Annotated in this window: 12 protein-coding genes and 1 pseudogene; 5 read left to right on the top strand and 8 right to left on the bottom strand. The window is 64.5% G+C overall.

Going from position 1 to position 14,597, the window contains the following annotated elements; genetic code table 11:
• Positions 1-10: 10 nt before the first annotated feature.
• A complete protein-coding gene (gltX, locus tag GWG67_RS21335) occupies positions 11-1,438 on the bottom strand; it encodes a glutamate--tRNA ligase (RefSeq protein WP_275171258.1) in 1,428 nt (475 codons plus the stop codon).
• A gap of 156 nt (positions 1,439-1,594) precedes the next feature.
• Between gltX and GWG67_RS21330 the strand changes: the two genes are divergently transcribed.
• The 4 genes and pseudogenes from GWG67_RS21330 (at position 1,595) to GWG67_RS21315 (ending at position 6,359) form a co-directional block, all read left to right on the top strand.
• Positions 1,595-3,271 (top strand): glutamine--tRNA ligase/YqeY domain fusion protein, encoded by a 1,677-nt coding sequence (locus tag GWG67_RS21330; protein WP_275171257.1) that lies wholly within the window; start codon positions 1,595-1,597, stop codon positions 3,269-3,271.
• A gap of 9 nt (positions 3,272-3,280) precedes the next feature.
• Complete coding sequence (locus GWG67_RS21325; protein WP_275171256.1) at positions 3,281-3,667, top strand: nuclear transport factor 2 family protein; 387 nt, start codon at positions 3,281-3,283, stop codon at positions 3,665-3,667.
• 84 nt (positions 3,668-3,751) lie between these two features.
• Entirely contained in the window at positions 3,752-3,985 is a 234-nt protein-coding gene (locus GWG67_RS21320; protein ID WP_275171255.1) for a DUF2171 domain-containing protein, read from the top strand.
• A 95-nt stretch (positions 3,986-4,080) separates the two neighbouring features.
• A pseudogene (locus GWG67_RS21315) lies at positions 4,081-6,359 on the top strand (ComEC/Rec2 family competence protein).
• Positions 6,360-6,368: 9 nt separating this feature from the next.
• On the opposite strand, the gene GWG67_RS21310 reads toward GWG67_RS21315, so the two are convergent.
• From GWG67_RS21310 to GWG67_RS21280, 7 genes are all read right to left on the bottom strand, one after another.
• On the bottom strand, positions 6,369-7,310 hold the full coding sequence (locus GWG67_RS21310) for a GAF domain-containing protein (protein WP_275171254.1): 942 nt from the start codon (positions 7,308-7,310) through the stop codon (positions 6,369-6,371).
• A gap of 223 nt (positions 7,311-7,533) precedes the next feature.
• Positions 7,534-7,968 carry a hypothetical protein gene (locus GWG67_RS21305; RefSeq protein ID WP_275171253.1) on the bottom strand — a complete coding sequence of 145 codons (435 nt, stop codon included), beginning with the start codon at positions 7,966-7,968 and terminating at the stop codon, positions 7,534-7,536.
• A gap of 461 nt (positions 7,969-8,429) precedes the next feature.
• Positions 8,430-9,131 carry a transcriptional repressor LexA gene (gene lexA, locus GWG67_RS21300; protein ID WP_106945054.1) on the bottom strand — a complete coding sequence of 234 codons (702 nt, stop codon included), beginning with the start codon at positions 9,129-9,131 and terminating at the stop codon, positions 8,430-8,432.
• A gap of 177 nt (positions 9,132-9,308) precedes the next feature.
• On the bottom strand, positions 9,309-10,520 hold the full coding sequence (gene glp / locus GWG67_RS21295) for a gephyrin-like molybdotransferase Glp (protein ID WP_275171252.1): 1,212 nt from the start codon (positions 10,518-10,520) through the stop codon (positions 9,309-9,311).
• A 228-nt stretch (positions 10,521-10,748) separates the two neighbouring features.
• The gene (locus GWG67_RS21290) at positions 10,749-10,940 is read right to left on the bottom strand and encodes a hypothetical protein (protein WP_275171251.1); all 192 of its coding nucleotides are present in this window, start codon (positions 10,938-10,940) and stop codon (positions 10,749-10,751) included.
• A 169-nt stretch (positions 10,941-11,109) separates the two neighbouring features.
• Positions 11,110-11,742 carry an HAD family phosphatase gene (locus tag GWG67_RS21285; protein ID WP_275171250.1) on the bottom strand — a complete coding sequence of 211 codons (633 nt, stop codon included), beginning with the start codon at positions 11,740-11,742 and terminating at the stop codon, positions 11,110-11,112.
• Positions 11,743-11,750: 8 nt separating this feature from the next.
• Positions 11,751-12,884, bottom strand: coding sequence for an alpha-hydroxy acid oxidase (locus tag GWG67_RS21280; protein WP_275171249.1), 1,134 nt, complete (start codon positions 12,882-12,884; stop codon positions 11,751-11,753).
• Between the two features lie 304 nt (positions 12,885-13,188).
• Here GWG67_RS21280 and GWG67_RS21275 point away from each other — a divergent pair, with 304 nt between their 5' ends.
• Complete coding sequence (locus tag GWG67_RS21275; protein ID WP_275171248.1) at positions 13,189-14,526, top strand: S41 family peptidase; 1,338 nt, start codon at positions 13,189-13,191, stop codon at positions 14,524-14,526.
• Positions 14,527-14,597 lie beyond the last annotated feature (71 nt).

Here is a 14,597-nt window from a genome sequence, read left to right as displayed (position 1 = left end):
GGTCCTTGGCCTAGTCCTTGGCCTGATCTTTAAGCCGGCCCAGGCTTTCCTGGCGTCCCAGGACGTCCAAAACCTCGAATATGCCGGGCGACGTCGTCCTTCCGGTCAGCGCCGCCCGCAGCGGCTGGGCGACCGCGCCGAGCTTGAGACTATTTTCCTCGGCAAAGGCGCGCAGCGCGGCTTCCGCATTGGCCGCGCTCCAAGTCTCCACTTTCTCCAGCGCGGAATGAAGCTGGCCGATCAGCTTGCGGTTCTCAGGCGTCAGCAGCGCTGCCGCCTTCGGATCAAGCTCCAACGGCCGATCGGCGAAGATGAAATAGGCGCCGTCGATCAGCTCGATCAGCGTCTTGGCGCGCTCCTTCAGGGCTGGCATGGCCTTCAGGAGCTGCGCGCGCGTGGTGTCGTTTAACTTGGCCTTAATCTCGTCGCGGCTGGGCACGACGTGGTCCAGCACGTCCTCGAACATCTTCACGAGTGATTGATCATCGGCATTGCGGATGTAGTGGCCGTTGAGGTTTTCCAGCTTGGCGAAGTCGAAGCGCGCTGCTGCGCGGCCGACGCTGGCGAGGTCGAACGCCGCGATCATCTCCTCGGTCGAGAAGATTTCCTGGTCGCCATGGCTCCAGCCGAGTCGGACGAGATAGTTGCGGAGCGCAGCCGGGAGGTATCCCATGGCGCGGTAGGCATCGACGCCGAGCGCGCCGTGCCTCTTGGAGAGCTTCGAACCGTCCGGGCCATGGATCAGGGGGATGTGGGACATGCTCGGCAGCGTCCAGCCCATCGCGTCGTAGATCTGCTTTTGGCGGGCCGCGTTGATCAGATGATCGTCGCCGCGGATGACATGCGTGACGCCCATGTCGTGGTCGTCGACCACCACTGCGAGCATGTAGGTCGGGTTGCCATCGCCGCGCAGCAGGACGAGATCGTCGAGGTTCTCGTTCTGCCAGACCACGCGGCCCTGGACCTGGTCTTCGATCACGGTCTCGCCGGTCTGCGGCGCGCGCAGCCGGATGGTGGGCTTCACGTCGCTTGGGGCCGTCGCCGGGTCGCGGTCGCGCCACAGGCCATCATAGAGGCGGGTGCGGCCTTCCGCACGCGCCTTCTCGCGCATCGCGGTGAGCTCCTCGGCAGTGGCGTAGCAGCGAAAGGCCTTGCCCTCGGCGAGCAGCTGCTCGGCGACTTCGCGGTGGCGGGCGGCGCGGCTGAACTGGTAGATGACGTCGCCATCCCAGCCGAGCTCCAGCCATTTCAAGCCGTCGAGGATGGCGCCGATCGCCGCTTCCGTGGAACGCTCCCGGTCGGTGTCCTCGATCCGGAGCAGCATCTTGCCGCCGTGCTTCTTCGCATAGAGCCAGTTGAACAGCGCCGTGCGCGCGCCCCCGATATGGAGGAAGCCGGTTGGCGAGGGAGCGAAGCGGGTGACGACGGGAGAGGTCATTCTTGGCAAGGCCTATGCATTGGAGGCGGTGGTATATAACAGGACCGCTGCATAACTAAAGCCCGGCAGCGGACGGCGTAAGGCCTTGCTTAAGCCCTTGGCTCAGCGTCCCGAATTTGGCAGAAGGGCCGCTGATTTCCCTACAGGATTTTCGTAATGACAGAACCGGTGGCGACTGAGGTTGGGCGCGATTTCATTCGTGACATCATCCAGGCCGACCTCGATCAGGCCAAATACAAGGAGATCGTGACCCGGTTCCCGCCGGAGCCGAACGGCTATCTCCATATCGGCCACGCCAAGTCGATTGCGCTCAATTTCGGCATCGCCCAGGAGTTTCCGGGCCGCTGCCATCTGCGCTTCGACGACACCAACCCGGTCAAGGAAGAGCAGGAATATATCGATTCCATCCAGGCCGACGTGCGCTGGCTCGGCTTCGACTGGGGCAAGAACCTGTTCTTCGCCTCGGACTATTTCGATCGCCTTTACGAATGGGCGGAGCAGCTGATCCGCGACGGGCTCGCCTATGTCGACGACCAGACCCAGGAGGAGATCCGCGCCTCGCGTGGCACGCTAACCGAGGCCGGCAGGAACTCGCCGTTCCGGGATCGCACCGTGGATGAAAACCTCGACCTGTTCCGTCGCATGAAGGCGGGCGAATTCCCGAACGGCGCGCGCGTGCTGCGGGCCAAGATCGACATGGGTGCGGGCAACATCAATCTGCGCGATCCCGTGCTGTACCGCATCCTGCATGCGCACCATCCGCGCACCGGGACCAAGTGGAGCATCTATCCGAGCTACGATTATGCGCACGGCCAGTCGGACGCCATCGAAGGCATCACACACTCGATCTGCACGCTGGAGTTCGAGGACCACCGACCGCTCTATGACTGGTTCATCGAAAAGCTGCCGGTGCCTTCGAAGCCGCACCAGTACGAATTCGCGCGGCTGAACCTGACCTACACGCTGCTGTCCAAGCGCGTGCTGACCCAGCTCGTCCGCGAGGGCCATGTCGCGGGCTGGGACGATCCACGCATGCCGACGATGGCTGGGATGCGCCGCCGCGGCGTGCCGCCGGCCGCCCTTCGCGAGTTCGTCAAGCGCATCGGCGTGGCGAAAGCCAACAGCGTCGTCGACGTCGGCATGCTCGAGTTCTGCATCCGCGAGGAGCTGAACCGCACGTCGCAGCGGCGCATGGCGGTGCTGAAGCCGCTCAAGGTCGTGATCGAGAACTATCCGGAGGGGCAGACCGAGGAGCTCGAGGCGATCAATCATCCGGACGATCCCAGCGCCGGCACCCGGAAGATCACGTTCGGCCGTGAGCTCTATATCGAGCAGGACGATTTCATGGAGAACCCGCCGAAAAAATTCTTCCGTCTGTCGCCGGGCAACGAAGTGCGGCTGCGTTACGCCTATTTCGTCAAGTGCACCGGCGTGATCAAGAATGATGCCGGCGAGGTGGTGGAGCTGCGTTGCACTTACGATCCCGCGACCAAGGGCGGTAACGCGCCCGACGGCCGCAAGGTCAAGGCCACCATGCACTGGCTGTCGGCGGCAACGTCCGTGCCTGCGGAAATCCGCATCTACAACCAGCTGTTTGCCAACCCGAGCCCGGACGCCTCGAACTTCGCCGCCGACCTCAATCCGCAGTCGCTGGAAATTCTCGCTGATGCCCGGATCGAAGCATCGGTCGCCGAGAGCAATTCGACCGAGCCGATGCAGTTCGAGCGCCAGGGCTATTTCGTGCGCGACAAGGACTCGACGCCCGGCAAGCCGGTATTTTCCAGGACCATCGGTCTGCGCGACACGTTCGCGAAGGAAGTTGCCAAAGGCTGAGGGACCGCAATGAGCGACGAAGCCGACGCCATCGTTTCCGCCATCATCGCGAAATGGCGCGCCGGCTTCGCCACGCTCGACGCCGCGGCCCTCTCATCTCTGTATTCGAAGAATGCCTTCTTCTTCGGCTCCAATCCAAAGCTCTACCGGGGCAGGGATGGCGTCGCAGACTATTTCAATGGCTTGCCGCGCTGGCGCAAGCCAGCTGCGGTGTTTTCCGAGGTGAAGGCGGCGCATGCAGGTGCTGACCTCATCAACATGGGCGCAACCATCTCGTTCGACCTCGCCGGCGAGCGCCCCGATCTCGTGGTCAAGATGAGCTGGGTCATCATTCGCGAGGACGGCGACTGGAAGATCGTCAATCACCATGCTTCGTCGCAGGCGCCGCTGATCTGACCAGCGGGCACACGACTTCGTCATTCTCGTGAGAGAACGAACCTGCACCTCGCGCGTTGGGGTGGGCCCAACAAGGAACCCACCATGCAAAACATCGCAGAGCATATGGAAGTCATCGGCGCCGACGGCGTTCACGTCGGCACCGTCGACAAGGTCGAAGGCAATCGTATCAAGCTGACCAAGAAGGACAGCGGCGAGGGCAGCCACAAGGGCCATCACCACTTCATCGATAAGGGCCTCGTCGCCGAAGTCGAGGGCAACAAGGTTCGGCTGTCGGCCAAGGCCGATGTCGCCGTGACGATGGAAGAGGAAAAGTAGCGGTCGCGCCCTTTCGTTCCTGATCCGTACCGCTATCCGTCCGCCTGCACGTTCCGGTAGCTTCTGACTTCGTTGCGTATCATCGAGTGCAGGGAATGGCGGAGCCGGGCCGGCCGGTACGGTCGCAGGGGATCGCGGGGACGTGGCCCGCGGGCCGCGCCGCGTCCGCGGGCGGCCTCGCGCCTGCAGGCTTCGACTTCTTCTGGACATCGCTGGTTGAGACCTTGCGCGCGTGGCTACGCGCCGAGGCTGGCGCCGGGCGGCTGTTGCCGTGGGTGCCCGTCGCGTTTGGCTGCGGCATCGCGCTTTATTTCTCTGCTGATCACGAGCCGGTGCTGTGGGTCGTTGCAACGACCGCCATTGCGCTCCTGCTTGGCGCGGCTCTGTTGCGGCGGAGCCGGCTGTTCGCCCCGGTCATCATGATCGCGGCGGTCGCGACCGGCTTTGCCGTCGCGACCTGGAAGACGGCGCGCATCGCCCACCCGGTGCTGGCTAAGACGCTCTATTCGGTGTCGTTGTCGGGCTTCGTCGAAGCCCGCGACATCCGCGAGCGCACCGATCGTTTCGTGCTGCGCGTCACCGCGATGGAGGCGCAGCGGAGCGACGTCAGGCTCGAGCGCGTGCGCCTGTCGGTCCGCAAGGGCACCGCGCCGGAGGTCGGCAGCTTCGTTCAGCTGAAGGCACGGCTGATGCCGCCGCTCGCGCCGGTACGGCCCGGCAGCTACGACTTTTCGCGAGACATGTTTTTCCAGGGCATTGGCGCCTCCGGCTTCGCGATGGGCGCCATCACGGTGGCGGCGCCGCCTGAGGCCGCCGGCTTGCGGCTGCGTTACGCGGCCTTCATGCAAGGCCTGCGCGATGCGATCGATGCCCGCATCCGGGCGACGCTCGACGGCGACAACCGGGCGATCGCGACCGCGCTGCTCACCGGGCGGCGCGATGCGATCACCTCGCCCGTCAACGACGCGATGTTCATCTCCGGCCTCGGCCACGTGCTTTCGATCTCCGGTTATCACATGGCCGTGGTTGCCGGTGTCGTGTTCTTCGCGGTGCGCGCGCTGCTCGCTCTGATCCCGGGACTGGCGGCCAGCTTCGCCATCAAGAAATGGTCGGCCGCCGCGGCGCTGGTCGCCGCTGCGTTCTACCTGCTGCTGTCTGGCGCGGAGGTCGCCACGCAAAGGTCGTTCTTCATGACGGCGGTGGTGCTGATCGCGGTGATGGTCGATCGCCGCGCCATCACCTTCCGCACGCGGTGGCTGCGCTGATCGTGCTGGCGGTCGCGCCGGAAGCGCTGGTGCATCCGAGCTTTCAGATGTCGTTTGCGGCAACGCTCGGGCTGGTGGCGCTGGTGCAGATCGGCATGCCGAATTTGTTTGCCTCGCCGGACCATTCGGCGACCGCGCGCATCGCGATGTGGGGTGGCCGCGAGATTGCGATGCTGTTCATGGCTTCGCTGATTGCGGGACTTGCGACCACACCCTACGCCGCTTTCCATTTCCACCGTGTCACGCCGTTCGGTGTGCTCGCCAATCTCGGCGCGATGCCGGTGGTCTCGGCGCTGGTGATGCCGGCGGGACTGTTGGGGCTGCTTGCGGCGCCGTTCGGGCTGGACAACGTGTTCTGGTGGCTGATGGGGATCGGCATCGAGTGGATGGTCGCGGTCTCGCGCTGGGTCGCGGCTTTGCCGGGCGCGGTCGGCCGCATGCCGGCGTTCGGGATCGCACCGCTGATCGCGGCGAGCCTGGGAATCATCGCGCTGGGCTTGTTGCGCACGCCGCTACGCTGGTCCGGCGCCCTGGTGCTGCTGGCAGCGATCCTCTGGGGACTGTCGTCCCGGCAGCCCGACATCCTGATTGCCGGGGATGGCGCGAGCGTCGCCGTGCGGGGCAGGGACGGACATCTGCACCTGATCAGGACGAGCAAGGACAGCTTTCTGCTCAAGGAATGGCTCGCTGCCGACGCGGATCCGCGCGATGCCGGCCGAGCCTCGCTGGCCGATGGCGTGTCCTGTGACGAATCCGGCTGCGTGACGCCACTGGCCGACGGGAGGCTGGTCGCGCTGGCACTGCGCGTCGACGCTCTCGCGGACGATTGCAGTCGGGCCGCGCTGGTGGTGACGACACGTCCGGCGCCGCCCGATTGCGCGGCGATGGTGGTCGATCGGCAGCGGCTCGCCAGCCAGAGCGCGCTGGCGCTGACGCAGCGTGGTGAGGGTTTTGTGGTTCAGGCGGTGAGGGCGAGAGGCACGAGCCGCCCCTGGTTACCGACCGGCGCCGGCGAGGGTGATTTCGACGGCAGCCTTGCGCCTAAGACGACCGCGCCCCGCACCAAGGACGCAACGCCGGCGGAGACCGACTTGCAGGCCGACGATTGATCGGATCGGTTACAAGTACCAGGCCAGCACGGCGTCGAGCCTGGAATTGCCGATGACCGGCAGGGCCACCATCTGGCTCAGTCCGGCTGTGCAGGCTTCGAAACCGACGACCGAGCGGTCATGCGCGAGCTCATTGTTGAGCGCGGGCATGCCGGTCGCCCAGGCCCCGCCGATGCTGCCTTCGCCTCTGGCAATGGATTTTTCCGCATAGAGCGCGGCAAGGTCGGTCTGCGCGCTGCAATCGCCGGCGCGGAACACCAGTGCCGAGTGGGTCTCGTTCGGGATCCAGATCTCGAAGCGTCGCGCAATCGGCGTGGCCTGCGCGGAGAGGAATGTCAGGACCCAGGTCTGGTCCGTGCCGGTCCGATAGGGCACGCCGACGCCGCAATTGATCCCGACCTTGGCTGCGTCCTCCCAGCGCAGAAAACTCCTGGCGTCGTGCAGGTCCTTGATGATCAGCGGCAGCCCCGCCTTCCAGGTGCGGCCAGGCAGGCCAAAGCCGCGAGGAAATTTAGTGTGGCGGGAGTTGAATTCGAACATGTCGGCGGTGCCATAATAGCCATCGACGAGCCCCATCTCGTGGGAGGCATCTGGGTCGTTGTGCCAAAGCTCGATCGCCCCGACATGCGCTTCGTCGTCGCCGCAGAATAGCACCATGACGGCTTGCAGGAATTCACCCGCAAACACCGGCACCGCGACGCCGCAGGTGAGGCCGGCCGCGAGCGCCTGATCGGTCCGTTTGAAATAGGAGTTGGCGAATTTGGTGAGGATCACGGGGTGGCCCGCGGCCCAGGCCTTGCCCGGAAGTCCCTCGTCATACCCGAAGTGCAGCTCTTCGCTGACGGCCTTGAACGCGGACAGCCCTTCGTCGTAGAGGCCGCCACCAAACTCCAGCCGCATGCGCGTCCGATCGGGCACCCAGAGTTCAACGACGCGAAGGAAGGTTTTCATCGAGCGTGTCCGCCGTCTCAAGCCCTGACAGCATCGGTCATTTGGCTGCGAAGCGGACGTTCAAACTTCAGGCAGGGCGGCTCAAACTTCGTGCGGCGGAGAGGTGCAACGGCTTGGTCCATCCGATTGGATTTCGCGGACGCAAGCCACACCATCTCGCCGGCCGCGGCCGGCGATGGCAATTCAATCCTGACCCCCGACCTCGTAGCCGGAGGCGGCTGTGTCAGCCGATCGGCAGGTGCGTGACGGTCGGCGGCCGGTCGGCGATGATCTGCGCCTTGTGCTCGCGCTCGGCCACCGACTGAGTTACCGGCAGCTGCAGCACGGTCGCGCGCTGGCCTTCGACGAGCTGCGTCACCAGCACATATTTGCCGTCGGGGAATTCGATCGCGTCATGATGGCGGTCGGGAATGTGCGGATCGATCTTGCCGAACTTGCCCACGCGGGAATTAATGGTGCGAGTCCAGATCCAGCGATTGTCGTAACGGACGTCGTCGGCGAAGGCGAGCTCCGTCCCCGGCAGCAGGCAGACGGCAACAGACGGATCGGCTGCGGAGGCGAAGCCGCGCGTCGAGGTGCCGCGGAAGCTTGTCGTGACGATCGTCTCGCCGACTTCGGCGGGGCGCGACGCGACGGCATGCAGGCTGTAGTCACACATCGGGTGCTCCTCATGCTGGGATAGCTACCCGCGTCTCTTATCGAGGCGCAGGCCTCTATCAGAGTGGAAGCACGACGCTCTGCTTGGTTATGGGCAAATCTGCGGCTGGCTTCTGCAAGCCGCGATCACATTATCTTTCCCGAATTCAATAGGAACAAAGACCGTTGCGATGCATTCGGGAGGCGCATGCGCGAACATTGCCGGCTTGTCTGCAATGGTAGAACTTGATCGCTGGCCGGTGTTTCCTCGAACACTCGAGCCGAGAAGCGGTGCTATTTGAAGCGGTGCCGTTTCCGTGGGCGTCGCGAGGAGCCAGCGCCGGAGAAGGGGCCGGATAGTCTGTGCAGAACCAGAACGACTATCCAGCCGGAGCGGACGATGATCCGCTCCAATCTCTGACCGGCGATGCCGGTGGAAGCGCGCGAGGTGCCAAGCACTTCCGGTATGAAGCACTTCCGGTATCAGTACTTCCGGTAAAGCCCGATCAGCTTGCCCTGAATCTTCACCCGGTTGGGCGGCAGGATGCGGACCTCATAGGCCGCGTTGGCGGGCTCGAGCGCGATCGAGGCACCGCGACGGCGGAAGCGCTTCAGCGTCGCTTCCTCGTCGTCGATCAGCGCCACCACGATGTCGCCGGTATCGGCGCTCTCGTTGCGCTGGATCAGTGCCATGTCGCCGTCAAGAATGCCGGCCTCGACCATGGAATCGCCGCGCACTTCGAGCGCGTAATGCTCGCCCGAGCCGAGCATGTCAGGCGGTACGCTGATGGTATGGCTGCGGGTCTGCAACGCCTCGATCGGCGTGCCGGCCGCGATGCGGCCCATCACCGGCACCGCGACGGGACGCTCGCCCTCGTCAGCCGGCAGGCTGGAGCTCGCACGCACCTTGCCGAGATTGCCCTCGATGACGCTCGGCGTGAAGCCGCGCCGGCTGCCTGCGGCTGCCTGGAGCTCCGGCAGCTTAATGACTTCAATCGCACGGGCGCGGTTGGGCAGGCGTCGGATGAAGCCACGCTCCTCGAGCGCTGTGATCAGGCGATGGATGCCCGACTTCGAGCGCAGGTCGAGCGCATCCTTCATCTCGTCGAAGGAGGGTGGCACGCCACTTTCCTTCAGACGTTCACTGATGAACCGCAGAAGCTCGTATTGTTTGCGCGTTAACATCTCGACCAAAGTCCCCCGGTTTGATGTCGTCCGATTCCGAGACGCTGAATTCGGCTATATGCCGCTACATGCTCGAAACAAATCATGAACGGACACTATATGTTCGATACATGTTCCGCAACTGCTTAATTTACCGTGAACAGAGCAAAGTTCGCGGAACGCGCGTTGCCGAGGCGCTCAGACGGGGAGCCGCAATACTTCGCAAGCCGTGCCGGCTTCGGCCTTCGGCGCGAACGGAGCGCGCACGAGAAGTACCTGTGCTGCAGCGAGATTCGCAAGCAGCGAAGAATCCTGATGGTTGACGGGAAGAACGACGCGTGTGCCGTCGTCACGCTCCTCCAGATGCGCGCGCAGATAGTCCTCGCGCTGGTCGTTGGCGCCGATGTCGCGGCCGAGCACGGCGCTTTCACGGCGATGGTGAATCACAGAACGGCCAGACAGGGCGCGAATCAGGGGCACCAGGAACAGGAAAGCGCACACGTAGGACGACACGGGATTGCCCGGCAGGCCGATCACACCCATTGTGCCGAGCCGACCGTGCATCATCGGCTTGCCTGGCCGCATTGCGATTTTCCAGAACGCCATCGCGATGCCTTCGTCCCTCAGTGCCTGCTGGACCAGATCGTGGTCGCCGACCGATGCGCCGCCGGTCGTGATCAGGATGTCGGCGCCGCTCTCGCGGGCGCGGCGGATGCCGGCGGTGGTGGCCTCCAGCGTGTCGGCGGCAATACCGAGGTCGATGGTCTCGGCGCCCTCGCTGCGGGCGAGCGCGTGCAGGGCGTAGCCGTTGGAATAGACGATCTGGCCGTGACCGGGCGTGGTGCCCGGCATCACCAGCTCGTCGCCGGTGGCGAGAATCGCGACCTTCGGACGCCTGAAAACGGCAAGGTGCGGATGGTTCATCCCGGCGGCGAGCGCGAGGTCGCGCTCGGTGAGACGGCTTCCCTTGCGCAGGAGCACGTCGCCCTCTCGGAAATCGACGCCGGCAGGACGGATGTGCCGTCCGGCGCTCGCGGCTTCCTTGATCGTGATACGCTTGCCGGCGGCGACCGTGTCCTCCTGGATCACGACGGCGTCCGCGCCACCGGGAACGACGCCGCCGGTGAAGATCCGCACGGCCTCGCCGGCGCCGACCGTTCCCGCGAACGGTCGGCCTGCCGCGACTTCGCCGATGACGGTGAGCTCCGAATCGATCGTCGCGGCATCGGCCGCGCGCACCGCGTAGCCGTCCATCGCGGACATCGCCTGCGGCGGCTGCGTGCGTCGCGCAGCGACGTCACGCGCGAGCACGCGATGGTAGGCCTCGTCGAGGGAAATCATGTCTTCCGGCAGCGGCTCTGCACCCGCCAGCACTGCGGCAAGCGCGTCAGAAACCGGCATCAAGGCCACGGCGAAAACTCCTGCTCGGCACGTTCGGGCGAATGTTCCGCAAGTCTTCTAGCCGAGCGCGGGCGCGGAGGCAAAAACGGCTGAACGGGCGCAGTCATTCCCGCCGCTTCACGTTGTTCCGGAAGGCGGGATCAAGCGCGTCGCGCCATGATCCGAAGGAGGTTACAGATCGGCAGGATAGTGGTCATGGTAAGACGAGAACGACGTGCGCCCCCCGGCCTGTATCGATCAGCTCCCTGCCTGCCCGGGAGTTACGTCGGGCGCCTTGGGTCCTTGATCCTTGTCGGGTAGCGGATCGGCTTGGGATTTCAGGTCGGCGGCCTTGCTCACAAGCTTGGCGGAAAGGTCCGAATCTGAAGTTGTCCTGGCGAATTCAAGAAGAAGAGAGGCTTGCTTGGTGAGGTAGGTTTTGCCCAGCACGATGATGCATCCGTCCGTAGAAGTCCCAACGGACTCTAAGAGTCCGGAAGGCGGTATTCCGTTCCCGGAACTCTGTACAAAAATGCACAAAGTGATCGGGTTCCTCAATTCCTTCAAAATTGGTCCCGTCGGGCCGTGCCGCCGTGGGTTTCGCGACAAGGGCTCCTCGTCAAATGCCCAATGCCTTCAATGCGTTCCCGACGTCACGCGGCGAAGTCACATGCACGGCCGTCAAGCCGCGCGCCCGCGCTCCCTCGATGTTTTCGGCAAGATCGTCGAAGAACACGATGCGCCCGGCGGGTACGCCGATCGCCGCAACGACGTGGTCGAAGGCCTCCGCATCCGGTTTGCGCAAGCCGATGCTGGACGACAAATAGAGCTCGCGGAAATGGCCGAGGAGGTCGGCATATTCCCTTGAGAAATGGTCCACGTGCGGCCGGTTGGTGTTGGAGAAAGCGTAGAGCGGCATCTGCTTCGCTGCCCGCGGCAGCAGCTCGGCGATGTCAGGCATTTCGCCGGCGAAGATCGCGTTCCAGCCTTCCAGGAACTGCGCGTCCGAAATGCCGATTCCGAGCGAGGCTCGCAATGAGGCGAAATAGTCCTCATCGCTGATCTTCCCCATCTCGTGCAACCGATAGGCTTCGCTGTCCCGCACATAGCGCGCGACGAGGGATTCGGGCTTGCAGCCGGCATGTCCCGACCAGCAGGCGATGGCCTTGGAGAAATCGATATCGAGCACCACGCGGCCGAGATCGAACAGAAGCGCATCCGCGCTGCCGGGAGAGAGCGATGTCACCTGCATCCTTTCATTCAGTATCGATATGGCTCGTGGTCGAACAGCGGAAACGCGCTGAACACGCTGGGCGCGTTGGTTGCGGTCGCCTGATGAAGGCAGGATTTGTTGACCTCGGCGAACGAGGTTGCACCCAAGAGGCCGAGGCAGCGCAGCACTTCGTCCTCGAGCAGCTCCAGCATGCGCGCCACGCCGGCTTTGCCGGCCGCCGCCAGCGCCCAGCATTGCAGCCGGCCGATGCCGACGAGGTCGGCGCCCGCCGCGATCGCCTTGACGATGTCGGTGCCGCGACAGACACCGCCATCGACCATGATCTTGGCGCGGCCGTTCACGGCGTCGACGATCTCGGGCAGAACATGCATGGCGCCGCGACCGTGATCGAGCTGACGGCCGCCATGGTTGGAGACGTAAATCCATTCGACGCCGTGATCGATCGCGATCAGCGCGTCCTCCGGCGTCGCGATGCCCTTGAGGATCAACGGGATCTTGAACTTGTCCTTGATCATCTTCACCGTCCGCCACTCCAGACCCTTCTGGTAATCGCCGCCGGTGGCGCGCAGGCGGCTCTCGCGAACGTAGCGCTTGGCGATGTCACGTTCGCGACGGCTGTAATGAGCGGTGTCGACGGTCAGGCAGAAGGCGGCATAGGCATTCTTCTCGGCCCGGCTGACGACGTCGGCGACGAACGCGTCGTCGCCGCGCACATAGAGCTGGTAGAGGCGCAGCGCGTCGGGCGCAGCTTCGGCGGTCTTTTCGAGGCCGGGCTCGGACACCGAACTGAGCATGTGCGCTGCACCGAAAGTGCCGCAGGCGCGCGCTACGCTCGCCGCACCATCCGGGTCGAAGATCTCGAGCGCGCCGACGGGGGCGAGCACCACCGGCAGGCGCATCTTGCGGCCGAACTGCTCGACCGAACCTGTGACCTTGCGGACATCGCGCAGCACGCGCGGGCGGAAGGCGATCTCGTCCAGCGCCATGCGGTTGCGACGCATCGTGGTCTCGGTCTCGGCTGCGCCGACGATATAATCCCAGGCATTCTGGTTGAGGTTGGAACGCGCTTTCCGGATGAATTCATGCAGATTCTGGAACGGCTCGGTGCTGGCGCCGAGCTCGACGTTCCTTTCCGCTTGGATGCGGGGTGCTTCGTTCATTGTTATCCTCCCGAGAATTTGAAGCCTTACCTCATCGCCTAACCCGTCCGCGTCGCCAAAACCATCCTAAAATGGCATGGCTGCAAGGCGTGGGCCGGCCGGCCGTCCCGCTGCGCTCATACCGGGTCCTGCAACGTTGCCGAAAGTTTAGGTCCGGACGAAGGGATTTTGACGGGGTACCCGCCGGCGTGGCATCCCGGCCTTGAAGAAACCGGAATGGTATTGTGAGAAGCAGGCTGGATCGCCATTTGGATGGCGGCTCCCCAGCCCCACCGAACCGCGAAGCAAAAAGGCCAGCCTATCCATGCGGAAAACCCTGCTGTTTCCACTGGGCGCGCTCACTGGAGCGTGTCTGACCCTTTTGGTAGCCAGTCCGCATGGCGGCGTATGGGCGGCACGGGCGGCAGCGAGGGCGGATGACGCCTATTCCAAACTCAATTTGTTCGGCGAAGTGTTCGAGCGGGTGAAGGCGAGCTATGTCGAGAAGCCCGACAATGCCAAGCTGATCGAAGGCGCGATCACCGGCATGGTGACCTCGCTCGATCCGCACTCGCGCTACATGAACGACAAGGCCTGGACCGAGATGCAGGAGACCACCTCCGGCGAGTTCGGCGGGCTCGGCATCGAGGTCACGATGGAGGAAGGGCTGGTCAAGGTCGTCTCGCCGATCGACGACACGCCGGCGTCCAAGGCCGGCATTTTGTCGGGCGACCTCATCAGCAAGATCGATGGCGATGCCGTGCAGGGCATGACGCTCGAGCAGGCCGTCAACAAGATGAAGGGGCCGGTCGAGACCCAGACCAAGCTCACGATCGTGCGCAAGGGGGCCGACGCCCCGCTCGACGTCGCGATCAAGCGCGAGATCATCCATGTGCGCCCCGTGCGCTTCCACGTCGAGAATGGCGATATCGGCTATATCCGCGTCACCTCGTTCAACGAGCAGACCACCGACGGCCTGAAGAAGGCGATCGCATCGATCTCCAAGGACGTTCCGCCGGAGAAGCTGGTGGGCTACGTGATGGACCTGCGCAACAATCCGGGCGGATTGCTCGACCAGGCCGTGTCGGTGTCGAGCGCGTTCCTGCAGCGTGGCGAGGTCGTCTCGACCCGCGGCCGCAATCCGGAAGAGACCCAGCGCTTCACCGCGCATGGTGGCGACCTCACCAAGGGCAAGCCGCTGGTGGTTCTGGTCAATGGCGGCTCGGCCTCGGCCTCGGAGATCGTGGCCGGCGCGCTGCATGACCACAAGCGCGCCACGCTGATCGGCACGCGCTCGTTCGGCAAGGGCTCGGTGCAGACCATCATTCCGCTCGGCACCGGCAACGGCGCGCTGGCGCTGACCACGGCGCGCTACTACACACCCTCGGGCCGCTCGATCCAGGCCCAGGGCATCGCGCCCGACATCGAGATCCTCCAGGACGTGCCGCCCGAGCTGAAGGGCCGGATGGACACCATGGCGGAGTCCCAGATGCGCGGCCATCTCCAGGCGGCCGATGGCACCGAGCAGACCGGATCGCAGTCCTATGTCCCGCCGGAAGCGAAAGACGACAAGGCCCTGCATACGGCCTACGACTTCCTGCATGGCCAAACCGCAAATGCCGTCGCCGCCAAGCCGGCGCTGAAGGCTGCGGTGCCGAACTAGCCTAGGTCCTCGCGACGGTAAGGTATTGATCGCCCGGGAACGGATAGCCGTTCCCGGGCGAACTTGTTTCG

This window comes from Bradyrhizobium sp. CSS354 (genome assembly GCF_029051725.1).
GTDB lineage: Bacteria > Pseudomonadota > Alphaproteobacteria > Rhizobiales > Xanthobacteraceae > Bradyrhizobium.
The sequence above is the reverse complement of the archived record's forward strand: the minus strand, read 5'-3'. Positions and strand labels throughout refer to the sequence as shown.